We start from the raw sequence: 25301 nt of genomic DNA on the forward strand, positions 1-25301 counted from the left end.
TGATTTACCTCTTTGAGAGTAATTTTTTTGTCACCATTTGTTGATCTAACTCACGAAAATATCTTCAGTGTATGGAAATTGGTGTGATAACTTTGTCAACATCAAAACATAAGCAATCTGACGCACTCGTTGAGAGGAAGACGATAATGACCCCGTTTATGACTGAAGATTTCCTGCTGGACACCGAATTTGCCCGCCGTCTGTACCATGATTACGCCAAAGACCAGCCGATCTTCGATTACCACTGCCATTTACCACCGCAACAAATCGCTGAAAACTACCGTTTTAATAACCTGTATGACATCTGGCTGAAGGGTGATCACTACAAATGGCGTGCGATGCGTACCAATGGCGTCGCTGAGCGCTTGTGTACCGGCGATGCGTCCGATCGCGAGAAGTTTGACGCATGGGCCGCCACGGTTCCGCACACTATCGGTAACCCGCTGTATCACTGGACCCACCTCGAATTACGTCGTCCGTTTGGTATTACAGGTAAGCTGCTTTCTCCTGCGACTGCTGATGAAATCTGGAACCAGTGCAACGAGCTGCTGGCGCAGGATAAATTCTCCGCGCGCGGCATCATGCAGCAGATGAATGTGAAAATGGTCGGCACTACCGATGACCCGATCGACTCTCTGGAGCATCATGCGGCCGTTGCTAAAGACGGAAGCTTTGATGTGAAAGTGCTGCCGAGCTGGCGTCCGGATAAAGCCTTTAACATTGAGCTGGCGACCTTTAATGACTACATGGCGAAGCTCGGTGAAGTGTCTGACACGGATATCCGCCGCTTCAGCGATCTGCAAGCTGCACTGACCAAACGTCTGGATCACTTTGCGGCTCACGGCTGTAAAGTTTCTGACCACGCGCTGGACGTGGTGCTGTTTGCCGAATCTAACGAATCTGAACTGGATAGCATTCTGGCGCGTCGCCTGGCGGGTGAAACCCTGAGTGAGCATGAAATTGCCCAGTTTAAAACCGCCGTGCTGGTGTTCCTTGGTGCGGAATATGCTCGTCGCGAATGGGTACAGCAGTACCACATCGGCGCGCTGCGTAATAACAACCTGCGCCAGTTCAAACTGTTGGGCGCGGATGTTGGCTTCGACTCCATCAATGACCGTCCGATGGCTGAAGAACTGTCCAAACTGCTGAGCAAGCAGAATGAACAGAACCTGCTGCCGAAAACCATTCTCTACTGCCTGAACCCGCGTGATAACGAAGTGCTGGGCACCATGATCGGCAACTTCCAGGGCGAAGGTATGCCGGGCAAGATGCAGTTCGGTTCCGGCTGGTGGTTCAACGATCAGAAAGACGGGATGGAACGTCAGATGACGCAGCTGGCCCAGCTCGGCCTGCTGAGCCGTTTCGTCGGCATGCTGACCGATAGCCGTAGCTTCCTGTCATACACGCGCCATGAATACTTCCGTCGCATTCTGTGCCAGATGATTGGCCGTTGGGTTGCTGCAGGTGAAGCACCGGCAGATATCCAGTTGCTGGGTGAAATGGTCAGAAATATTTGCTTTAACAATGCGCGTGATTACTTCGCCATTGAACTGAACTAAGGCCCGGGTGAAGGTATGCAATACATCAAGATCCATGCGCTGGATAACGTCGCGGTAGCGCTCGCTGATTTGGCTGAAGGAACCGAAGTCACCGTTGATGGGCAGGCGGTAACCCTGCGTCAGGCGGTCTCTCGTGGCCACAAATTCGCTTTACGTGATATTGCGAAAGGCGAAAACGTCATTAAATACGGTTTGCCAATTGGTCATACGCTGGTGGACGTTGCGGCGGGCGAGCATATTCATGCTCACAACACGCGCACTAATCTGAGCGACCTGGACACGTATAGCTACCACCCTGATTTTCAGGCGGAAGTTGCACAACCGGCGGATCGCGATGTGCAGATCTACCGTCGTGCCAACGGCGATGTTGGCGTGCGCAACGAACTGTGGATCCTACCGACGGTTGGCTGTGTTAACGCCATGGCGCGCCAGATGCAGAACCGTTTTCTGAAAGAGACTAACGATGCCGAAGGAATCGACGGCGTACATCTCTTCAGCCACACCTACGGCTGTTCACAGCTCGGCGACGACCACATTAACACCCGCACCATGCTGCAAAACATGGTGCGTCACCCGAATGCGGGTGCGGTGCTGGTGGTTGGCCTTGGTTGTGAAAACAACCAGGTTGATGCCTTCCGCGAAACCTTAGGCGAGTACGATCCTGAGCGCGTTCACTTCATGGTCTGCCAACATCAGGAAGACGAAGTGGAAGCGGGGATTGAACATCTTCACCAGTTGTACAACGTGATACGTAACGATAAGCGTGAGCCGGGTAAACTGGGTGAGCTGAAGTTTGGTCTGGAATGCGGCGGCTCTGACGGCCTGTCCGGTATTACCGCCAACCCGATGCTGGGGCGTTTTTCTGACTACGTGATTGCCAACGGCGGCACCACCGTACTGACCGAAGTACCGGAAATGTTCGGCGCCGAGCAACTGCTGATGGACCACTGCCGCGATGAAGAAACGTTCGGCAAGCTGGTCACCATGGTCAATGACTTCAAGCAGTACTTCATTGCTCACGACCAGCCGATCTACGAGAACCCATCGCCGGGCAACAAAGCGGGCGGTATCACCACGCTGGAAGATAAATCTCTCGGCTGCACGCAAAAAGCAGGCTCCAGCCAGGTGGTGGACGTACTGCGCTACGGCGAACGTCTGAAGACGCATGGTCTGAACCTGCTGAGCGCACCGGGTAACGATGCGGTGGCGACCAGTGCCCTGGCGGGCGCGGGCTGTCATATGGTGCTGTTCAGTACCGGTCGCGGTACGCCGTACGGTGGTTTTGTGCCGACGGTGAAAATTGCTACCAACAGCGAGCTGGCGGCGAAGAAAAAGCACTGGATCGACTTTGACGCTGGACAGTTGATCCACGGCAAAGCGATGCCGCAGTTACTGGAAGAATTTGTCGATACCATCGTCGAGTTCGCCAACGGCAAGCAAACCTGCAACGAGCGGAATGATTTTAGAGAGTTAGCGATATTTAAAAGCGGCGTAACGTTGTAGTAAATACCTGATGGTACCTGCATGCAGGTCTGCGCAAACCGTAGGCCTGATAAGCGCAGCGCCATCAGGCACAAACCGTTGCCGGATGGCGGCGAACTCGCCTAATCCGGCCTACGAGATAGAATTGGGGTTGCTTGCATGACCGCGTATTGGCTGGCCCAGGGCGTAGGTGTCATCGCCTTTCTGATCGGTATTACCACCTTTTTCAATCGCGATGAGCGCCGGTTCCGGCTGCAACTCGCCGTCTATAGCGCCACCATCGGCGTGCATTTTTTCCTGATGGGGGCCTGGCCTGCGGGAATGAGCGCAGAACTCAACACCATCCGCACACTTGTCTCAATGCATACCCGCAAACTGTGGGTAATGACCGTTTTTATTGTCCTCACCCTGGTTCTCGGGCTGGCGAAATTACAGCATGCGATGGAGCTGTTGCCGATAATTGGCACGCTGGCCAGCACCTGGGCGCTGTTTCGCTGCAAAGGGTTAACCGTGCGATGCGTCATGTGGTGCGCAACCGCCTGTTGGGTTACCCATAATTTCTGGCTGGGATCGATTGGTGGGACGATGATCGAAGGGAGTTTTCTGGTAATGAACGGTCTGAACATTATTCGTTTCCGGCGAATGCAAAAACGCGGAATTGATCCGTTCAAAATTGAAAAAAGCGTACAAGAAAAGAACCCCTCCGCCCGATGACGGAGGGGCGTAGAGATTATCCGCGCAGGGCGTTATTTGCCAGACGCTCGTCTTCTGCCTGGCAGGCTGCAGCGGTAAACAGGACGTCTGTAGAAGAGTTCAACGCCGTTTCACATGAGTCCTGCAATACGCCGATGATAAAGCCAACGGCAACAACCTGCATGGCGATGTCATTCGGGATACCGAACATGTTGCACGCCAGCGGGATCAGCAGCAGAGAACCGCCCGCCACGCCCGATGCACCACAGGCACACAGCGAAGCCACCACGCTCAGTAACAGCGCCGTCGGTAAATCAACCGGAACACCCAGCGTATTCACCGCCGCCAGCGTCAGTACGGTAATGGTGATCGCCGCGCCCGCCATATTGATGGTGGCTCCCAGCGGAATAGACACCGAATAGGTATCACGATCCAGATTCAGTTTCTCACACAGTGCCATGTTCACCGGAATATTTGCTGCCGAACTGCGGGTAAAGAAGGCATACACGCCGCTTTCACGCAGACAGGCCAGCACCAGAGGGTACGGGTTACGGCGAATTTTCCAGAAGACCAGCAGTGGGTTAACCACAAATGCCACCAGCAGCATACAGCCTACCAGTACGGTCAGCAGTTGGGCGTAGCCCCAAAGCGTGGCGAAACCGGTGGTTGCCAGCGTGGAGGAGACCAGACCAAAGATACCGATTGGCGCGAAACGAATCACCAGCTTCACCATAAAGGTGACGGCGTTGGACATATCATTGACCAGATTTTTGGTCGTTTCATTGCCGTGGCGCAGCGCAAAGCCCAGGCCGACAGCCCATACCAGAATACCAATATAGTTGGCGTTCAGCAGAGCATCAATTGGGTTAGAAACCATGCTCATCAGCAGGCTACGCATCACTTCAACAATCCCGGATGGCGGTACGATATCCCCCGCGCTGCTGGAAAGATGCAGTGTTGATGGGAAAGCAAAGCTGAAGACAACGGCGGTTAATGCCGCTGAAAATGTTCCGAGCAGGTAGAGAAACAGAATGGGGCGGATATTGGTTTTTTGCCCGTGCTGGTGGTTGGCGATAGAAGCCATCACCAGCATCAGAACCAGAATTGGCGCCACGGCTTTTAATGCGCCGACGAACAGCGTACCCAGCAAACCAACGGCTTCAGCCGCAGGTTTTGACACCAGTGCCAGTAAAATCCCCAGTACCAAACCGATCAAAATTTGTTTAACCAGGCTCCCTTGCGCCAAACGCGAGAGTATCCCCGATGAACGTTGCGTAGTCATGTAGTAATCCTTTCATTGTGTTGTTGCCTTACCTTTGTGCGTTCTGTTGACGCATCTTTCAGGATCGGCAAATGTTTGCATGGCTGAGTATAAGGAAAGAACGCGGTTCGGGAAGCGAAATATCCTGGATTCCGCGTTGAGATCATATTTTATAACTTTAACTTAACATTATTTTGACATGATAAACAAAAAGCCCGACGCACGAAGTGTGCTGTCGGGCTTTTCAGCTAGCAGATGAAACTTACTGTATTTGCTGCTTTTTATCGTGCTGGTGGTTGACCCACGCGTTAACAACCAGCGTCACAAACAGAATGCCAAATACCACGCCTAACGAGATAGCGATCGGGATATGGTAAAAATCGACGATCAGCATCTTAATACCGATAAACACCAGAATGACCGACAAGCCGTACTTCAGCATGGAGAAACGCTCCGCCACGCCCGCCAGCAGGAAGTACATCGCGCGCAGACCCAAAATAGCAAACAGGTTCGAGGTCAGCACGATGAACGGGTCGGTGGTCACGGCAAAGATAGCCGGAATACTGTCGACGGCAAAAATCACATCGCTCAGCTCAACCAGAATCAACACCAGCATCAGCGGCGTAACAAACAGCAGGCCGTTTTTACGCACGAAGAATTTTTCATCTTCGATGGTATCGGTCATGCGCAAATGACCGCGCAGCCAGCGTACTAACGGTCTGTCGCCAATACCGGAGGCATCTTCTTTCGCCAGCGCCATCTTCACGCCGGTAAACAACAGGAACGCGCCGAACACGTACAACAGCCACTCAAACTGGGTGATAAGCCAGCTGCCGGCGAAGATCATGATCGTACGCAGCACAATCGCACCCAGCACGCCATACACCAGTACCCGACGCTGCAACGCAGGCGGTACGGAGAAGTAACTGAACAGCATCAACCAGACAAAGACGTTATCTACCGCCAGCGATTTTTCGATCAAATAGCCGGTCAGGAACGCCAGCGCCTGTGGGTCGGCAACGGCGCGCCCCTGGGTTTCCGCCAGGTACCACCAGAAGGCGGCGTTAAACAGTAACGACAGCGTAACCCAGACGATTGACCAGGCCGCAGCCTGCTTCATTGACATCGTATGCGCGCCACGACGACCCTGTAACAGCAGGTCGATGGCCAGCATAATTACCACCACGACAGCGAAGCCACCCCATAACAACGGTGTGCCGACAGTATTCATTGTATTTCCCCATGCATAAAAAAACGGCCAACGCCGAATGACGTTAGCCGCTGCTTTTTATGCATAGACCTTGCCATTCGGCAAGGTCTCACTTACAACAACAAAGGAATACGGTGGCGTATTCCTTTGTTATCGCCCGGTGACCGGATGTGGTTTTTCACACATCGTAATGACGATCAACCGACAACGAAGTTACTCCCCTTTGCGGGTTACAAAATATTACAGGCCATGCTTTCAGTCAATGGCCTGCAACATTCGTTTTACACACCTTTACGCAGTCAGCGATGTTTCCGCTTCGTCTGCCGGGAAAACCACGCCGGTCTGGCGGCGAATCTCCGTTTGCAGTTTGGCGGTGATACGGCTGACGGCCAGTGCCGGGTGATCCACTTCGCCGGATTCAACCAAATGGGCAAAAGCCTCTGCCTCATACAGCATAGTATTGATGTGTTGAGGCGTCGTCAGATCCTGCGTTTTCCCACCGCGTGGCACGAAGCACACCTTTTGGCATTCGGAGATATGCTCGATGACCAGCGATCCCGACTCGCCCTGAATTTCACTGGCTAATACCGAGTCGCTTACTTTTGAGTGCTGGAGAGTAACGCTGAAATCACCGTAATTCAGCACCACCACGCCGTGGGCATCCACGCCACTTTCCAGCAGGCTGGCGCTGGCCTGAACGCTCAGCGGTTCGCCCCACAGCGCAACCGCTGAGGCCAGGCAGTAAAAACCGATATCCATAATCGAGCCATTGGAGAATGCCGGATTAAACGTGTTCGGATTTTCACCGTCCAGATAGCGCTGGTAACGCGAGGAGTACTGGCAGTAATTGATAAACGCTTTCCTGATTTTTCCTACTCTGGGTAGTGATTGCTGTAACTGCAGGAAATTAGGCAGGTAGGCGGTTTTAAACGCTTCAAACAGCACGACCTGATTCTCACGCGCGCAGGCGATAGCGGCTTCGGCTTGCGCCAGATTGGAGGCCAGCGGCTTTTCGCAAATAACATGCTTTTTGTGCCGCAAAAACAGCTCGGTCTGTGGAAAGTGCAGGGAGTTAGGGCTGGCGATATAGACAGCGTCGATTGCCTCGCTTTGCGCCATCGCTTCCAGTGAGGTAAACAGATGTTCGACAGGGTAATCGTTGGCGAAGGTCTGTGCCTGCTCAAGGCTACGGGAATAGACTGCGGTTAACTTATACTTGCCGGTTTCATGGGCGGCATCGACAAACTGGCGGGTGATCCAGTTTGTGCCAATTACTGCGAAACGTATCATAAAGGCCTTCAGGCTGCGAAAAGGGATTCTTTTGTCAATTTAGCATGCCCTGAAGACAAAGCCAGTGCGTGACTACGCAGTTTGCTTTAACGATTGTTGCGTTAACCACAGGCGGGTATCGAACTCCAGTTGATGATACTGAGGCTCCATATGACAGCAAAGCTGGTAAAACGCTTTGTCATGTTCTTTTTCTTTCAGATGCGCCAGTTCATGAACGACGATCATGCGTAAAAAGGGTTCTGGGGCGCTGCGAAACACGGTGGCGACGCGGATCTCCGCTTTGGCTTTGAGCTTACCGCCCTGCACGCGAGAGACGGCGGTATGCAGCCCAAGTGCATTCTTCAGAACGTGGATCTTGCTGTCATACATGACTTTATTCAGCGGCGGGGCGTTACGCAGAAACTGATTTTTCAGATCCTGGGTATATTGCCAGAGCGCTTTGTCGGTCGCGAAGTCATGTGTACCCGGATAGCGCTTCTCCAGCACTGCGCCCAGGCGCTGCTCAGCAATCAGCGTTCTCACTTGAGAAAGCAAATGTTCCGGGTAGCCCTGGAGGTAAGTTAGTTGGTTCATTCATGTCCACGCAAATCATAAAAGTGTATACTCACGCACCCTTTTCAGGGATACGCCGAAATTTTACCATTCAGGAGGGCCGATGAGCCACATAGACAACGGTTTCCGTTCGCTGTCACTTAAACGTTTCCCGGAAACGGATGACGTTAACCCGCTGCTGGCGTGGGAAGCTGCAGATGAATATCTGCTGCAACAGCTGGACGATACCGAGATTAGCGGCCCGGTGCTGATCCTGAATGATACCTTCGGCGCGCTAGGCTGTGCGCTGGCGGAACATACGCCGTACAGCATCGGCGATTCCTATCTCAGCGAGCTTGCCACGCGCGAGAACCTGCGTCACAACGATATTGCCGAGTCGAGCGTCAAGTTCCTCGACAGTACCGCTGACTATCCGCAGGCGCCGGGCGTGGTGCTGATTAAGCTGCCAAAAACCATGGCGCTGCTGGAGCAGCAACTGCGTGCGCTGCGCGAAGTGGTAACGCCAGAAACGCGCATCATCGCCGGGGCAAAAGCGCGTGATGTACATACCTCGACGCTGGAACTGTTTGAAAAAGTGCTGGGTCCAACCACTACTACGCTGGCGTGGAAAAAAGCCCGATTGATCAACTGTACGTTCAGCAAACCGGAGCTGGCCGCTGCCTCGCAAACGCTAAGCTGGAAGCTGGAAGGCACCGACTGGACTATCCATAACCACGCCAACGTCTTCTCCCGTACCGGGCTGGATATCGGCGCGCGCTTTTTTATCGAGCATCTGCCGGAAAACCTCGAAGGGGAGATTGTGGATCTCGGTTGCGGCAACGGCGTCATCGGTATGACGCTGCTGGCGAAAAACCCAGAAGCCAGTGTGGTATTTGTTGATGAATCGCCAATGGCGGTGGCTTCAAGCCGCCTGAACGTGGAAAGTAACATGCCTGAAGCGCTGGATCGCTGCGAGTTTATGATTAACAACGCGCTGTCTGGTGTTGAACCGTTCCGCTTTAACGCTGTGCTGTGCAACCCACCGTTCCACCAGAAGCACGCGCTGACGGATAACATTGCCTGGGAAATGTTCCACCACGCCCGCCGCTGCCTGAAAATCAACGGTGAGCTGTACATCGTAGCTAACCGTCACCTCGACTACTTCCACAAGCTGAAGAAGATATTCGGCAACTGCGTGACCATCGCCACCAATAATAAATTCGTGGTGCTGAAAGCGGTCAAAACCGGTCGCCGTCGGTAATAGCGGGTGCCGGATGCGGCTAACGCCTTATCCGGCCTACGAAATACATCCTGTTAAATTTCCAGTGCCAGTCGGGTGCCTTGCGCAATAGCGCGTCGGGCATCCAGTTCCATCGCCACATCGCAGCCGCCGATCAGATGCACCGTTTTACCAGCCGCGTGCAGCGGATCGACCAGCTCACGGCGCGGCTCTTGTCCGGCACAAATCACCACGTTATCCACGTTAAAGATCACCTGTTCACCGTTCAACACAACGTGTAACCCATCATCATCAATCTTCTGATAGCTGACTGCCGGGATCATTTTCACGCCGCGTGAGAGCAGGGTGGCGCGATGGATCCAGCCCGTCGTTTTACCTAAACCTTGTCCCGGTTTGCTGGCTTTGCGCTGTAACATCACTATCTGGCGCGGGCTGCGGGATAAGTGCGGGCCTTCCGGGCGTAAGCCGCCAGGCTGTTGCAGACTGGTGTCGATCCCCCATTCCACGCAGAACTCCGCAATGTTCTGGCTGGTGGGTTCACCGGGTTGACTCAGATACATTGCGGTATCAAAACCGATCCCGCCGCAGCCCACGATCGCCACGCGTTTTCCCACTGGCGTTTTATCGCGCAGAACGTCGAGATAGCTCAGTACCTTAGGATGATCGATCCCCTCGATCGGCGGCATACGAGGCTCGATCCCACTGGCAAGGATCACTTCGTCGAAGGTGTGCAGATCGTGTGCGCTGACAAAGTGATTCAGCTTCAGGGTCACGCCAGTCACGTCGATCATCCGACGGTAGTAGCGCAGGGTTTCATAGAATTCTTCTTTGCCGGGGATCTGTTTGGCGATATTAAACTGCCCGCCAATCTCGCCATGTGCGTCAAACAGCGTCACGTGATGCCCGCGTGCGGCGGCATTAATGGCAAAGGCGAGGCCCGCAGGACCCGCACCGACAACCGCCAGATTCTTTGGCACAGCTGCCGCAACGATCGGCATTTTGGTTTCATGGCAGGCGCGCGGATTGACCAGGCAAGAGGTGACTTTGCCGACGAAGATCTGATCCAGACAGGCCTGGTTACAGCCGATACAGGTGTTGATCTCATCCGCTCGTCCGGTTTGCGCTTTTGACAGCAGCTCGGCATCGGCGAGGAACGGACGGGCCATCGACACCATATCAGCATCACCTTGGGCCAGAATGTCATCGGCGACCTGGGGATCGTTAATGCGGTTGGTGGTGACCAGTGGGATTGTCACATGCCCTTTTAGCTTACGCGTCACCCAACTAAACGCGCCGCGCGGTACCGGGGTAGCGATAGTGGGAATACGCGCCTCATGCCAGCCAATACCGGTGTTAATAATGGTGGCCCCCGCGGCTTCTATAGCCTGCGCCAGCTGAACGGTTTCGTCGAAGGTTCCGCCGTTTTCCACCAGATCGAGCATCGACAGGCGGAAGATAATAATAAAGTCATTCCCGGCACGCTGACGTACCGCTCGCACCACCTCAACGGCAAACCGCATTCGGTTGGCATACTCACCACCCCATTGGTCATCGCGCTGGTTGGTACGCAGGGTCAGGAATTCGTTGATGAGATACCCTTCCGACCCCATCACTTCCACGCCATCGTAGCCCGCTTCCCGCGCCAGCTGTGCGCAGTGGGCAAAATCTTCAATCAACTGCAGCACTTCATCGTGCGTTAATTCATGTGGCGTAAAGCGGTTAATGGGTGCCTGAATAGCAGAAGGTGCCACCAGATGCGGCTGGTAGCTGTAACGTCCGGTGTGCAGGATCTGCAGGGCGATTTTACCGCCTTCATCATGCACAGCATCAGTAATGACTCGATGGTGAGCAAGCTGGCTGGTGTCGTTCAGCATCGCACCGCCTTCCATTCCCACGCCGGAAAGCGCAGGCGCAATGCCTCCACTCACAATTAACGCTACGCCGTGACGGGCGCGCTCGGCGTAGAACGCGGCCAGCCGTTCTGCACCATCGGGATACTCTTCCAGCCCGGTATGCATTGAACCCATCAGCACGCGGTTTTTAAGCGTGGTGAAGCCTAAATCGAGCGGGGCGAACAGCGACGGATAGCTCATAAAGGTGTCCAGTATGTAAAATTATTGTTATGTGGTCGGATGAGTTAATAATTTAGCCGTCGCCGCGTAAAAGGGAAAAGGGGAATGCCGTGATTGTGATGGGATTCAAAAAAGGAGTGGAGCCAGAGGACGAATATGCCGGATATCGGTGCAAGCACCTAATCCGGCCGGTGAAAATGTGTCTTTGTAGGCCGGATAAGCGAAGCGCCATCCGGCGTTATGTCACAGATTACTGTTTTTTAAGAAAATCGTTATACAGCATATAGAGATGCGCCGCGCTCCAGGAGAAGTTCGGTGCGCCCTGCTGTGCGCCGGTCAATGGGTTATAGTTTTCCTGAATCGGACCGTCAGCGGTGAGGCCTTTGGCGTGGCTGAAGAAGGTATCCGCCAGTTTTAACGCGTCATCGCGATAGCCGTAACGCTCCATCCCTTTTAGCCCGAACCAGAACTGATCCACCCAGACGCGCCCGCGCCAGTAGATATCCGCGCCGAAAGCCGGGTTGGTCAGCGCTGCTGTGCCAAGCGGGACAAAGGTGTTGAACTCTTTGGGGTCGAGCATCACCTTAACCACCGCGTCCGCATGGGGCTGCGTTGCTGCGCCGTTAAACAGCGGCGACCAGCCTTCCGGCCCTTTGCCACGTTCGACGATCGGTTTACCCGCACAGCCGTTTGCCAGCGGTTGGTCCTCAATACGAACGTCATAATAGAATTTTGTTGTCGGGTCGAACATGCAGGTGTTGATGTAATCTGCGAGTTTTTGCGCCAACTGGCGATAGCGTTGCGCCTCTTGGTGTTTGCCGAGCAGGGTTGCCATCTGCGCCAGATAATGGTTGTCGCTGTACATGTAGCTGGCCTGATCGACTGACTCCTGCAACAGCGAGTAACCCAGCAAATTACCGTCTTTACTGCGATTTTCGGCAAATTTCACCACCCAGTCGCTGCGTTTTCCACCACCCGCGACGTATTTATCCAGTTGATCTTTATCGATAAAACCGAATACAGCCGCATCGTCACGACCGGACTCCCACGAGGCGGCAACCTGCGCTGGGATCTCCAGGCTGTCATACTGACCCTTATCGATCACAGTGGCGTAGTTGTTAAGCCCGGAGAGCGTTTCTTCCTTGTCGCCTTTTTTCACCGTAAACAACATTTCGCCGCGGTCAGTATTGTGGGCTTTATCGCGGGTAGCGCCGTATTCCGGCACGCCGTTGCCGTTATGATCGCGGTTACGCAGCCACCAGTCGTGATACGCAACCAGCTTTGGATACATCTCTTCGAGCCAGGCCTTGTCTTTGGTGACGTTGTAAACCTCCATCACCGACCAGGCCGCCAGGCTGGGTTTGGTGTTGCGCTCGTTCCAGTTACCGCCGTCGCCGCCGCGTTCCGGGCTGAGATTCCAGGCAATCAGGTCGGGAAGGAATCCGGCATCCTGCGCACGAACCGGATCGCCAGGTTTAACCTGCCATGAAAAGACGGCGCGAATGTTCTCTTTGGCGATATCCGGGTTAAAGTGCGCCAAGGCGAAGGCCTGCTTCCAGGTGTCCCACGGCCAGGTTTGGTTGCCGGAGAACCAGCGGCCGGTGACCGATGGCGTCACGGTATTGTGTTTTACCGCACCGCCTGGCGAGCGCCAGTTGCCGTTCAGCGTTTCAATAGCTTTTACCGCGACCCGGGTTTGTTCCGTTGTGGCATCCGGGTTGGTTAAGCCTTTTTGCAGATAATCTGCCCAGCGCTTTTGTGATGCAGCAAGATACCAGGCCGGGCGCGCCAGAATATCGCGGATCTGCGGCTGCTCTTTCGCCACATCCTCGGCGGTAAGCAGATGAGACCAGGTGGTGTAAATGGTTGTCGAACCACTGATATGGGCCTTCCCCGTAAAGCGATGACCGTTAACCGTGGTTTTCATGGAGACGGATTTATGCACCTGATACTCCGACTCACCGGAGGTGAGCAGATCCCAGGTTGAGCGCACTTTGCCGAAGGTGACTTTCAGACCGTCGTGCGTGGCGGTGATTTTGCGCTGATAGCCAGGGAATTCGCTATCAATGGTTTTATCCGACAGCGCTTTTCCCTCTTTGGCTTCCAGTTTCTCCAGCAGCTCGCCGTCCCACACCAGATCCAGCGGCGTGTTGCTGGTGATTTTGGTTTCCAGCAGCGAGGTGCGCGGGCTGGCAAAACGCAGCGTCATCTCTATTTGCACATGCTTAGATGACAGCTTTTGCACCAGCGCGCCGGGAATGCTGTAGGCCTCAAGCGCGAAATCGACCTTTTTACCGTGCTGGTACACCGTCAGACGGTCAAAATTATTGGCCATAAAATTGATGTATTCTTCGGTCAGCAAAGCCACGCCTGGAAAGCCGCCCATCGTTGCAGGGCCGTCCGGGAGCAAATGACCGTGCCAGGCGCCGAGATCGAAAAATGGATTAAAGCGCTGGTGGTCGTCGTGATCGTAGTCATGCATGTAGCCCGGCGCACCGGTGCGATTAATGATGTTTTTAAAGTCGTTAGCACTGGCGGCATGTGCGGAAAAGTTCATCAGCAGAATACAGGCCAGCGGCGTGAGAATAGGTTTCATGTTCATGGTATTCCGGTCCTTGTTACCAATAGAAATATTGCATCAGGAAGATTTGGTCGCTCGGGTCGCCGGATGCATTCTGCATATAGAACCGACTGTCGAAGGCGGTAGCGAAACGGCCGCCGCCGTATTCATACCAGATACCGAACTGCATAAAGGAAGTGGTTTCGTCCTCGGCGCGATCCGGTCGGTGTTTGGCGTAGCTATAAGCAGTGGAGAGGTAAACGCCTTTTAGCGCTTCATACATTGCGCTGACCATATAGCCGGTTTCGGTGCCAGACACATCCAGCCCGTCGGCGCGGCCCGTGTGGTGCCAGGCGCGGGCGGCGAAGTTGGGCGAAAGGATGCCGGTCAGGAACAGCTGTCCGGTACCATCTGTGATCTCCAGGCCGTTCATCCAGGTTACGCCTTCAGTCAGGTCGTACTGGATATAGCCGTTCATCATGGCCGGATAGGTATATTTATCGTCGTAGCGATCGTATTTACCAAAGTGCAGCCAGGCTTTGCTCTCGTCGTGGTGTCCGGCGGGCGTTGCTGTCACGCTGTAGCGCAAAGGACCGGTCAGGTTTTGCACCTTAATGGCAGTCATGATGTCACGGGTGTTGGGAATAACGTAGCCCAGGTCTGGAGTGAAATCCCCCCACCATTGCAGGTCATCCAGCGAAGAGTCCTGGCGCAGGCTGAGCATCAGCTCCGTTCCGTCATTGGTACGATAACCGCCGTAAAAGCGGTTGATCCCGCCCTCGAATCCGCCCCAGCTATGGTCAGGAACCCAGGCATTGCCCTGATGGTCGGCCTGCACGGTCCAGCCCTCGCCGTAGATCAGACCAAACCAAGAGCCGTGTTTTATCTCCAGGCCACCTTCTATATAGGTACCATCACTGTATTTATGTTTGTCTTGTCCTTCTAAATCCATATATCCCCCCATGCCCAATTCGCCATAAAAGCGAAATGAGGGGGAAGATATTTCTGGCGTTTTCGTGTCGTCGTGTTCTGCAGGGCGAACTTCTTCTGCACCCAGAGAGGAGACGCAGAAAAAGGGCAGGGCAATAATTGCCCTGCAACAATGGCTAATATTTTTCATGCTTCGATCCTAAGCAAATAAAATTTAATTTTTATTGTTATAGCCTTGGCGAATATTGTTTATTGTTATTATGTTTTAGTCATTAATTGATGTCTGAAGCAGGGGCTGCCTCAATAGCTTTTTCTTCTTTGGTTAGCCCTTTGATATATTTACTGTATTTCCACCAGGCAAAACCGAGGAAAATAACAATCCCACCGACGTTATAGAAAATAATGGTCATGATGTTACCGCCGGTCGGGAAGGTAGAGGCAATAAATCCGATGGTGAAAAGAACGATCAGCATCGACACTACAACAATGCCGGTTTTTTGCGAACCCATACGGAAGTCGCGCGGTAAGTGGTCCAGTTTTGCACGCAGATTCAGGTAAGCCAGCATAATAAACAGCGGCGGCAGCATCGAGGCGGCGGCGGTCATGTTGATGATAGTGTTCATTAAATCCTGCACGGTATTGGAGCCGAGCGTCGGGATAATCATCAGCGGGATAACGATCAGGAACTGGATCCATGCTGCACGGGCCGGGACGCCGTTTTCATTCAGTTCGACGGTTTTTTTACCGAAAATACCCGCCGGAATTTCAGAGAAGAAGATCTTCACCGGCGTTGCGGTCCACATCAGCAGGGAGCCGAACATCGCGGTAAAGGAGACCAGGCCGACAAAGCGGTTAACGACCAGCTCCGGCAGGCCGAAATATGCCGCCAGGCCGTGGAATACCTGCACCGATCCACCGGTAAACTTCAGCTCTTTGCTGCTGACGAAGACGTTAATCAACACCGAGGAGATGGAATAGAGCACGCCGATAAAAATTCCGGCAATGATAATGACCTTCACGAACGATTTGGAGCCGCCCTTGACGTCGTTGACGTACACCGCCACCGACTCCGCGCCGCCTGCCGCCATAAAAATCCAGGTGGTGATACCGAGGAAGGCCCAGTTAAAATTCGGGATCATTGCGTCTACGGTGATAGGGTCAGCAGGCTGTACGCCGCCAACCAGCGCCGTACCTGCCAGTAAAATATAGGACAGCGTCAGCAGCAGCATCAACGTGGAGGTGACCGAGGTAATCGGCCCTAACATTTTTGCACCATTGGTCGAAACCCAGGTGGAGAAGGCAAACAGCACCATACTTAACACGGTGGTTGCGAACGGCGTCAGAATGTATTCGTAGCCTAAAAAAGCATATGAGGCGTAGGCAATAACGCGGGGCAAAAGCGAGGTAAAAAAGAACAGGTTAACGAACCAGTAGGTGTAGGCAGTAATAAATGCCCAACGTCCACCCAGCGAACTTTTTACCCATGCGTAGACACCGGCTTCGGAGTTTTTATTCAGCGAAACAAATTCGGCGATGATTAAGCAAAACGGAATAAAGTAGAAAATCGTCGCGAGGAAAAACATCGGTGCGGATGCCAGACCAAGCTCAATATTATTGTTGATTACGTTATTAAAACTATAAACCGCGGCAAAGGTGAGTGAAAGTAAGCCGAACTTGCCGATGGTATTACGTTTGGTATCAGACATAGCACATCTCCGATTCCTGATTATTATAGGGTACTGGCGGCGCAACGTCGGCGCCGCCTGTGTTTTTATTTATTATGAAAATAACCATCTTCGATGGTGACTTTGAGTACGACTTTTTTCACTGCGTTATTACAAATAAAACGATAGGCTTCATGGTTGTCACAAATAACCATTTGTCCTTCGTGCACTTCGACGGTTTTTCCACAACCTTTCAGATATTCGCGATCGGTTTCATCGCGATAATATTCAACCACCTGGAGATCCTCTTTGGCGGCATACTCTATTTTTTGCTGCCCTTGCAGGTAGTAATGGATCTCAAAATAACGACGATGACCGGTAAACAGCGCATCGGTCGCGGAGTCTGTCTCCACGCGGTAGCTCAGGGAATCACCGATAGAGTGGGCGACGCTTGGCTGAATATTGTCAATATTTTCAATAGCCTCGACGCAGCGTTGCCATTTCCGACCTGAAGCATAGCGTTGCTGGAACTGCTCTAAGTTGTCGATGATCCTCATTTTGTATTCTCGCTGTGCATATTCGTGGAAAAGAACCCGGTGCCAAAGGCGCGGTTTGCGGTGGTTTGAGCGCCAGATTCGCTGCCGGAAACCGGCAACAACGTGAAGCCGTAGCTGAATGACGTAAACCAGACGCGCCAGGAATCGAGTACTTCACTTCCCCACGAGTTGGAACCTAAGCCCAGCAACTGGTGGTCCAGATTCAGGGTGATGTCATCGCTACGCTGTAGCGCGTTGCAGTGTTGTGCGGCAAAGATATTTTCTGGCGTATAGCGCCAGGCGCTCAGGTTGACAGGGCGCTGCGGAACCACCAGCAGACCGTTGCCGTGGCGGTTGGTTAGCGTTGCCCAGCGCACGTCCTGACGATTGCCGTTGTTTTGCGGGAAAGGATAATTTTCGAACATATCATCCACGCTGCTGCGCCAGATGTCGATGATGTTGGCCTGCTGGCTATCGGCATAGTTTTCACCTGGACCACGTCCGTAATACGCCACCTGGCCCAAATCACCGTTGATACCCATCGTGAAACCGATGCACGGAATAATGTCCCGGTACTCGCCGTAAGGCTGGCCAGAAAGTTCCACATTCAGCTGACCGTCCGCGGCAATACGCCAGCGATAGGTGCAGCGCATACCGAAATCGAATACCGGCGGGGCGATAATGGTCTGGCTGGTTATCAGCAGCGCATCATCGGTTTGCTCAAGGGTAAACTCGCGCAGATGCTCCTGCATAATCTGTAAATGATTCGGCTGCCAGAGGCCTTCGAACTCTTGCTTGTGGTTATCAATGGTCGGTTTGAAGAAATTAATCTTCGGCTCGCGGGTAATCAGCTCTTCGCCATTGACGTTCCAGGCGATCGGTTTACCGGTCAGCTTTGAGAAGGTCAGATGGAAGTTATAACCGCGAACGGTGCAGCTCTGCCGGCTGTCTTCCAGTGTCAGAGGGTTGGCGTTTTGCAGGCTAAACGGTACGGCAGCCGCCGTTCTGGCCTTCAGCGGGAACTGATAAGTCGCGATGTGATGCCCGGCTTCGCTGTATGACGTGCGGGAATCTTTCGTCACGGTGACGTTAAGGAACGCTTCGCGCGCATCCAGCTCCGGCAGTGCGCATTGCAGCAGCGCGTCGCTGTTGGGAGGAACGTCGCGCAGTTTTATCTGCTGAACAGAGAGCGTATCTCCTTCGGCGCGAACCTCAATATGCAAGGTGTAGTCGTCAAGCGTGGTGAACCAGAGTTTGTTTTCTACCCGTAGCTCGCCGCGGGCCAGATCCTGTGCGCGCACTTTCACCGGCGCAATTACCTGCTTGTACTCTTTCAGTCCCGGTCCTGGGGTTTGATCGGAATAAATCAGGCCATCAAGGCAGAAGTTGTAGTTGTTCGGATAGTCGCCGTAGTCGCCGCCATAGTTGTACCAGACGTTGCCGTCGTCATCTTTAGCCTGAATCCCGTGATCGCACCACTCCCAGACATAGTGCCCCTGAATGCAATCATGCTGATAGAAGACGTTCTGATATTCCGTTAGCCCGCCGGGACCGTTGCCCATGGCGTGAGCATATTCACAGATGATGCGCGGTTTAGGATGCGGATACTCACCAAACTCATTCATCAGCGGCACGCGGGTGTACATGGTGGAGATGATATCCACCACTTCAGCGTCACGATCTTCTTCGTAATGGATCAGACGCGTGTCATCCAGCGCTTTCGCAGCGTGATACATGGCGCGGATGTTACAGCCGTATCCGGATTCGTTACCGAGCGACCAGATGATGATCGAAGGGTGGTTTTTCTGCGCATGGACGTGGCGCACGATGCGCTCAACGTAGACATTTTCCCACAGTGGATCGTCGGTGATCCGACTGATATCGCCGATATTGGCGAAGCCGTGAGATTCAACGTCTGTTTCGGCCATCACGAACAGGCCGTAGATATCGCACAATTCATAGAAGCGCGGATCGTTCGGGTAATGGGCGGTGCGTACGGAGTTAATGTTGTGCTGCTTCATTAACAGCAGATCTTTTTCAACGCGATCCATACCGACCGCGCGGCCCTTAAGATGATCGTTATCGTGGCGGTTAACGCCATGCAGCATCACGTAGCGGTTATTGATGTAAAACAGACCGTCGCGAACTTTAATATCGCGGAATCCAACGCGCTGTGGCACGACCTCAAGGATGTTGCCGCTGGCATCTTTCAGCGTCATCACCAGATGGTAGAGATACGGCGATTCCGCCGACCACTGCTGCGGCGCGCTAACCTTGAAATGAAAAGCGGTCTGCGTTTGTTTATCCACTTTTAGGGCGTTAATCACATCGCTATGCAGCGCCTTCTCACCGTCAAACAAGGTGTATTCGAGCGACGCTATCGCTGGCGTAGAGGCCAGGTTTTCCAGCGCAATGTCGCAGGAGAGGGTGGCGTCGCGATAGTCATCATCGAACTCGGTGCGAACGGTAAAATCCTGAATGTGGGTCGCCTGTTTGCCGACCAGATAGACGTCGCGGAAAATTCCCGCCGACCACCACATATCCTGGTCTTCAACGTAGGTGGAATCAGCCCATTGCATTACGCGAACGCACAGCAGGTTATCACCGGTCTTCACCACCGCGCTGATATCAAATTCGGCCGTCAGGCGGCTGCCTTTACTGAAGCCAACGTACTGACCATTCACGTAAATTTCGAAGTAGGTTTCTACGCCATCAAACTTAATCAGCGTCTGTTTGCCCTGCCAGCCTTCGCTGAGGGTGAAAATGCGCTGATAGGCCCCGGTGGGGTTATTGGTCGGAACGTAGGGAACATCAATCGGGAAAGGAAAACCTTCGTCGGTATACTGCAGCTTACCGTGTCCTTCCATCTGCCACATGCCGGGGACGGTGATGCTGCCCCAGTCGTTCATAAATTGCGACGTAAAGGCTTCCGGCACCTGTAGCGGATGCTCAAAGAACTGAAAATTCCACTGACCGCTTAGCAACTGAAAGAGGCTGCTGGTTTCGCGGGCAAACGAGCGAGCCTGCGCAACGGAGTCATAAGAGAAAAAATATGCGCGTGGCGCCAGTCGATTTTCGTGGGTGAGCTGAATGTTTTCCCAGCGATTCATAAGGCCTCCCGGTGGAGAAAAATCGGAACCATTCATTTTAATGGTGAGTAAGTGTGATTGATGGTGATTTTAGTAAAAGTTTTACTAAAATATAGCGAGTGAGGTGATTTACTTTAACTGGATCACGAAAATAATTCGGACGCGGAAAAGAATGCATGACAATGCGCGCCCGGCATCAGAAGAAACCGGGCGGGTTAGCGGGGGATTTTAGCGGGTGGTGCCGCGCAGTTTCAGCTTGCTGGGAACAAAAACCAGCAGGGGAAGCGCACGCCCGTCACGGGCTTTTTCGAACAGCAGGTTGACGCCCTGACTGCCCATCATTTCCGAATGAATGCGAACGGTGGAAAGCGGAGGAAAGGTGAAACGCGCCGTTGGGATATCATTAACGCTAATCAGCGAAATATCCTGCGGAATATTCAGACCACGCTCGTGGATGGCGCGCAGAACGCCAATGGCAATCGAGTCTGAAGCCACAAACAGGGCGCTGGGATAGTCGGGTTTCGCCAGCATTTCTTTAGCCAGTTCATAGCCTGATGAACTGGAAAAACCGCCGCGATAGATGTCCTGTTCAGAAACGACCTGCTGCAGGCGACCGTATTCGACAAACGCGGCTTCGCGGATATCGGCCTTGCCTGGCTGGTCTTCGCCGCCAATGAAACCAATGCGGGTGACGCCCTGGGCAATGAAGAAGTCGATGCTCTCTTTGCTGATGCGGGCCAGATCGATATCGACGGCGTCATATTCGCTGCCGGATTCATGGAAATCGATAAAGCAGATGTTGTCGGTAAGCGCTGTTGCCGCCTCGCGCAGAGCGGGAGAAGGCTTGCCGACAATAAGAATGCCGGTAATGTGTTTGCTCTCCGGCAGCCCACTGTGCTCATAGCAGTTGGTCAGTTCGATCCCGAGTTTCTCACACTGGGTTTCAATCCCATGGCGGATCGCGAGGTAGTAAGGATCGTTGATTTCCAAATCTTGCTGATAGCTGTAGAGCGCCAGAATATGCTGGGGGCCGAGCGCGCTGGTCTGGTTCTTTCGGGCGCTGCTGGTTTTGTACTCCAGCTTTTCCGCGATCTCCAGAATGCGATGCTTAGTCTCTTCTTTTACATTCAGCGTGGGGTCATCGTTTAAAACCCGGGACACTGTCGCCAGGGACACGCCAGCTTCGATTGCGATGTCTTTAAGTGTTGCCATGTTTGCCTTTTCCCTGAGTTACCTGCGCATTGTAAATGAAGTGCTTATCTATTCATCTGTTTTCAGTAAAAAAAGCATGATTAATTGACATGCTCGGGGTAAAACTGGGCTTTCAGAGTGTGATGAGTACGTCATTTTCCCGCTTTTGAGAACAATGCCCGGAAAATATTTTGCTAGTATTTAGTAAAATTTTACCAAAGGAGAAAACAATGGATACCGTCGCATTTGCTGATTTTGCCCGAATGGAAATACGTGTTGGAAAAATCGCACAGGTAAAGCGCCATGACAATGCCGATAAGCTGTATATCGTACAGGTAGATGTGGGAGAGCGTACGCTGCAAACCGTAACCAGCCTGGTGCCTTACTACAGTGAAGAGGAGTTGATGGGCAAAACGGTGGTGGTGCTGTGTAATCTGCAAAAGGCCAAAATGCGCGGTGAGACATCAGAGTGCATGCTGCTGTGTGCGGAAACCGACGATGGCAGCGAAAGCGTACTGTTGACGCCAGAACGCCCTATGCCTGCTGGTGTGCGGATTGTTTAAGTTAGGCTAATTGCCGGATGGCGGCTGCGCCTTATCCGGCCTACAAAAGAGTGTCTTTTATAGGCCGGGTAAGGTTGTTACATTTGCTCCACGCTCACCCGTAATGCTGCCAGGGCTTTGCGTGTCGATCGCAATACCAGATCGCATTGCTCGATCGTTAACGTCAATGGCGGTTCGATGCGGATCGTCTTTGCATTGTTAAGCGTGCCGGCAACCAACACCCGCTGGCGGAACATCTCACTGGCAAAGTTGTAGCCGATTTCATTATCGACAAACTCAATCGCCATCAGCATGCCCTTGCCGCGAACATCATGTACCAGGTCCGGGTATTCCCGCGCAAGCTGACGGAAACCATCCAGCAACATATCGCCTTTCTGCTCCGCCTGAGCCGGTAAATTTTGCTCCAGCAGGACGTTAATGGTGGCCAGCGCCGCCGCACAAGCGAGCGGGTTACCGCCAAACGTGGTGGTATGCAGGAAAGGATTGTCGAACAGGACGGAGAACACCTCTTCGGTGGCAATGGTCGCGCCAATGGGCATCACACCGCCGCCCAACGCTTTGGCCAGACACATAATGTCGGGTTGCACGTTTTCGTGTTCGCAGGCGAACATCTTGCCGGTACGCCCCATGCCGGTTTGCACTTCGTCAAGGATCATCAGCGCGCCAAACTCATCGCAAAGTTTACGAACGGCAGTCAAATAACCTTGCTGCGGCAGGATCACCCCTCCTTCACCCTGGATCGGCTCGAGGATCACAGCTGCGACATCGTCACCGGTCTTTTTACACTCGCTGAGCATGGTGCGCATTGCGTTAATATCGCCAAACGGCACATGACGGAAGCCCGGCAGCAGCGGCATAAAAGGTTTACGGAAGGTGGATTTAGCCGTAGCGGACAGCGCGCCCAGTGATTTACCGTGGAATGCGCCGCTGGTGGCAATAAACGTAAATTTACCGCGCGGCGATTGATATGCTTTCGCCAGCTTCAAGGCGGCTTCAACCGACTCGGTCCCGCTGTTACAGAAAAAACTGTATTTCAGTTTACCGGGCGCCAGTGCGGCGAGGGTTTTTGCCAGCATGGCCCGCAGAGGGTCAAGTAACTCCTGGCTGTGCAGAGGTTGTTTCGCGAGTTGATTCTGTACGGCGGAAACCACGACTGGATTACGGTGCCCCACGTTGAAAATTCCAAAACCGCCCAGGCAATCGACGAACTCCTGCCCCTGGGTGTCGACAAGCGTATTCAGGCTTCCCGCTTGCCACTCTACGGCTCCGTAATCCCCGCCTGCAGTTACAGATTTTCGATACTCTAAGAACCCCGGATTGACATGCTCCTTGAAGTACTCAATCACCTCTTTGTTCAATGATTTCATTTCCTCATGATCAAGCGTGCGCTTTTCAATGAGATTCAGTGCGTGTGCGCTGCAGGCCAGGGCCGATGCGCTGGAAGGTAACCTGTTCAAAATATGCTCCCGGAGCTCGCGTATCACATGATACTGATTTAAGTATTGCAGGGATTGCGCCATTCCGGCGCGCTTAGCAAAAATCGGGATAAACACCAGGAAATATCTTATTTGCGCAACATTTAATGCCATGCTTTAACATTTGCTGGCATTTTGCCCAGGTCAGAAGCCTGAAAACAGATCGAATAAACGCAAATTTGCGCTAAAAATGGGCAATATTTGCACTGTGACGGTGCGCTGGTAGAAGTGACGTTGAATAGTTACTAGATGAAAGTATTTTAAATCAATGGATTAGAATGCGTACAGATTTTGAGGTTTAATCGCAAATTGCGATCTAAATCAAATTTAACAACTAAAGATAAAAAAATTATCGCCGAAATAACATAAGCCGAAAGAGTTAACAACCAGATAACCTGCACAGGACGCAATCATGTCTTCTCATCCCTACGTTAGTCAGCAAAATACACCGCTGGATGATGATATCACCCTCATGTCTACCACCGATTTACAAAGCTATATCACCCATGCGAACGATACATTTGTCCAGGTCAGTGGCTATCAGCTGAATGAATTGCTCGATAAGCCGCACAATCAGGTTCGTCATCCGGACATGCCAAAAGCGGCGTTTGCGGATATGTGGTACACCCTGAAGCAGGGCGAGCCATGGAGCGGGATTGTGAAAAACCGGCGTAAGAATGGCGATCACTACTGGGTGAGGGCCAATGCGGTGCCGATGGTGCGGGAAGGACGCGTGACCGGGTATATGTCGATTCGTACCCGGGCAACTGACGGGGAAATTGCGGCGGTAGAGCCTTTATATAAAGCGCTGAACGAAGGACGTTGCAACCGGCGTATTCATAAAGGGCTGGTGGTACGCAAAGGCTGGCTGGGTAAACTGCCGGCGATGCCGATTCGCTGGCGGGTGCGCAGCGTGATGGCATTCATGTTTGTCCTGCTAGCGGTCGCATTGCAGCAAATGGGCGCCGAATGGCCGTTACTGCTGATGAGCGCGTTGGTGATGGTGCTGGGAACGGCTATTTTCGAATGGCAAATTGTGCGTCCTATTGAGAATGTCACCCGTCAGGCGCTGAAAGTGGCGACCGGTGAGCGGAACAGCGTGTCGCATCTTAACCGTAGTGATGAACTGGGCCTGATGCTACGAGCAGTGGGCCAGCTTGGGTTAATGTGTCGCTGGCTCATTCATGACGTCTCCAGCCAGGTGAGTTGCGTGCGCAGCGACAGCGAAACGCTGGCGAAAGGCAGCGACGATTTAAACAAGCATACGCAGCAGACTGTCGAGAACGTGCAGGAAACGGTGACCACCATGAATCAGATGGCGGCATCGGTGAAACAAAACTCAGAGACCGCCGCCGCGGCCGATAAGCTCTCTATTGCCGCCAGCAGCGCGGCAACGCACGGCGGTGAGGCGATGGATACCGTCATCAAAACCATGGACGATATCGCCAACAGCACCCAGCGGATCGGCACCATTACGACGCTGATTAACGATATTGCCTTCCAGACCAACATTCTGGCTTTGAATGCTGCTGTTGAAGCCGCGCGGGCGGGCGAGCAGGGGAAAGGGTTCGCCGTGGTGGCGGGAGAAGTACGTCATCTTGCTAGCCGTAGCGCCAGTGCAGCCAATGATATTCGCAAGCTGATTGATGCCAGCGCTGACAAGGTGCAGTCCGGATCTGACCAGGTTCACGCCGCAGGACGCACGATGGACGATATTGTGGCGCAGGTGCAAAACGTCACTCAACTGATCGCCCAAATCAGCCACTCCACGCTGGAACAATCAGACGGTCTTTCCAGCCTGACCCGCGCGGTGAATGAGCTGAGCAACATTACACAGAAAAACGCCGAACTGGTTGAAGAGAGTGCGCAGATTTCCGCGATGGTGAAGCATCGCGCGGGTCGTCTGGAAGATGCGGTTACGGTGCTGCATTAATACTAAAAATACAGGCGGAACG

Annotated in this window: 18 protein-coding genes; 6 read left to right on the top strand and 12 right to left on the bottom strand. The window is 53.2% G+C overall.

Going from position 1 to position 25301, the window contains the following annotated elements:
- Positions 1–146 precede the first annotated feature (146 nt).
- The 3 genes from uxaC (at position 147) to LY264_RS03100 (ending at position 3755) form a co-directional block, all read left to right on the top strand.
- Positions 147–1559 carry a glucuronate isomerase gene (gene uxaC / locus LY264_RS03090; protein WP_032945079.1) on the top strand — a complete coding sequence of 471 codons (1413 nt, stop codon included), beginning with the start codon at positions 147–149 and terminating at the stop codon, positions 1557–1559.
- Between the two features lie 15 nt (positions 1560–1574).
- Positions 1575–3062 (top strand): UxaA family hydrolase, encoded by a 1488-nt coding sequence (locus LY264_RS03095; RefSeq protein ID WP_048225669.1) that lies wholly within the window; start codon positions 1575–1577, stop codon positions 3060–3062.
- A gap of 138 nt (positions 3063–3200) precedes the next feature.
- Positions 3201–3755 carry a YgjV family protein gene (locus LY264_RS03100; RefSeq protein ID WP_048225667.1) on the top strand — a complete coding sequence of 185 codons (555 nt, stop codon included), beginning with the start codon at positions 3201–3203 and terminating at the stop codon, positions 3753–3755.
- 16 nt (positions 3756–3771) lie between these two features.
- Here the strand turns inward: LY264_RS03100 and sstT are convergent, their stop codons facing one another.
- The 4 genes from sstT to LY264_RS03120 all read right to left on the bottom strand — a co-directional run bounded on the left by sstT (position 3772) and on the right by LY264_RS03120 (position 8068).
- On the bottom strand, positions 3772–5016 hold the full coding sequence (sstT, locus tag LY264_RS03105) for a serine/threonine transporter SstT (RefSeq protein WP_048225664.1): 1245 nt from the start codon (positions 5014–5016) through the stop codon (positions 3772–3774).
- A gap of 241 nt (positions 5017–5257) precedes the next feature.
- Entirely contained in the window at positions 5258–6226 is a 969-nt protein-coding gene (locus LY264_RS03110) for a TerC family protein (RefSeq protein WP_048216385.1), read from the bottom strand.
- A gap of 270 nt (positions 6227–6496) precedes the next feature.
- Positions 6497–7495: a Gfo/Idh/MocA family protein gene (locus LY264_RS03115; protein WP_048225663.1), complete on the bottom strand. Its 999-nt coding sequence runs from the start codon at positions 7493–7495 to the stop codon at positions 6497–6499.
- 72 nt (positions 7496–7567) lie between these two features.
- Positions 7568–8068, bottom strand: coding sequence for a M48 metallopeptidase family protein (locus tag LY264_RS03120; protein ID WP_008785867.1), 501 nt, complete (start codon positions 8066–8068; stop codon positions 7568–7570).
- Between the two features lie 82 nt (positions 8069–8150).
- Here LY264_RS03120 and rlmG point away from each other — a divergent pair, with 82 nt between their 5' ends.
- The gene (rlmG, locus tag LY264_RS03125; RefSeq protein WP_008785866.1) at positions 8151–9287 is read left to right on the top strand and encodes a 23S rRNA (guanine(1835)-N(2))-methyltransferase RlmG; all 1137 of its coding nucleotides are present in this window, start codon (positions 8151–8153) and stop codon (positions 9285–9287) included.
- Positions 9288–9340: 53 nt separating this feature from the next.
- On the opposite strand, the gene LY264_RS03130 is transcribed toward rlmG, so the two are convergent.
- The 7 genes from LY264_RS03130 to ebgR form a co-directional block, all read right to left on the bottom strand.
- Positions 9341–11359: an oxidoreductase gene (locus LY264_RS03130; protein WP_048225661.1), complete on the bottom strand. Its 2019-nt coding sequence runs from the start codon at positions 11357–11359 to the stop codon at positions 9341–9343.
- Between the two features lie 229 nt (positions 11360–11588).
- Positions 11589–13940 carry an alpha-glucosidase gene (ygjK, locus tag LY264_RS03135; protein WP_048225659.1) on the bottom strand — a complete coding sequence of 784 codons (2352 nt, stop codon included), beginning with the start codon at positions 13938–13940 and terminating at the stop codon, positions 11589–11591.
- A 16-nt stretch (positions 13941–13956) separates the two neighbouring features.
- On the bottom strand, positions 13957–15018 hold the full coding sequence (ygjJ, locus tag LY264_RS03140) for a protein YgjJ (RefSeq protein ID WP_032945071.1): 1062 nt from the start codon (positions 15016–15018) through the stop codon (positions 13957–13959).
- A gap of 82 nt (positions 15019–15100) precedes the next feature.
- Positions 15101–16534: an amino acid permease gene (locus LY264_RS03145; protein ID WP_003828538.1), complete on the bottom strand. Its 1434-nt coding sequence runs from the start codon at positions 16532–16534 to the stop codon at positions 15101–15103.
- Between the two features lie 65 nt (positions 16535–16599).
- Positions 16600–17049 (bottom strand): beta-galactosidase subunit beta, encoded by a 450-nt coding sequence (locus LY264_RS03150; RefSeq protein WP_048225658.1) that lies wholly within the window; start codon positions 17047–17049, stop codon positions 16600–16602.
- Positions 17046–20138, bottom strand: coding sequence for a beta-galactosidase subunit alpha (ebgA, locus tag LY264_RS03155; protein WP_048225656.1), 3093 nt, complete (start codon positions 20136–20138; stop codon positions 17046–17048). Before ebgA ends, LY264_RS03150 begins: the two co-directional genes overlap by 4 nt.
- A gap of 207 nt (positions 20139–20345) precedes the next feature.
- A complete protein-coding gene (gene ebgR / locus LY264_RS03160; RefSeq protein WP_032945068.1) occupies positions 20346–21329 on the bottom strand; it encodes a transcriptional regulator EbgR in 984 nt (327 codons plus the stop codon).
- 209 nt (positions 21330–21538) lie between these two features.
- Between ebgR and LY264_RS03165 the strand changes: the two genes are divergently transcribed.
- Positions 21539–21871: a tRNA-binding protein gene (locus LY264_RS03165; protein WP_048225654.1), complete on the top strand. Its 333-nt coding sequence runs from the start codon at positions 21539–21541 to the stop codon at positions 21869–21871.
- A 77-nt stretch (positions 21872–21948) separates the two neighbouring features.
- Here the strand turns inward: LY264_RS03165 and ygjG are convergent, their stop codons facing one another.
- The gene (gene ygjG / locus LY264_RS03170; protein WP_168978909.1) at positions 21949–23328 is read right to left on the bottom strand and encodes a putrescine aminotransferase; all 1380 of its coding nucleotides are present in this window, start codon (positions 23326–23328) and stop codon (positions 21949–21951) included.
- 430 nt (positions 23329–23758) lie between these two features.
- Here ygjG and LY264_RS03175 point away from each other — a divergent pair, with 430 nt between their 5' ends.
- Positions 23759–25279, top strand: coding sequence for a methyl-accepting chemotaxis protein (locus LY264_RS03175; RefSeq protein ID WP_071692234.1), 1521 nt, complete (start codon positions 23759–23761; stop codon positions 25277–25279).
- Positions 25280–25301: the final 22 nt, after the last annotated feature.

The organism is Citrobacter portucalensis, from assembly GCF_023374935.1.
Lineage (GTDB): Bacteria > Pseudomonadota > Gammaproteobacteria > Enterobacterales > Enterobacteriaceae > Citrobacter > Citrobacter portucalensis.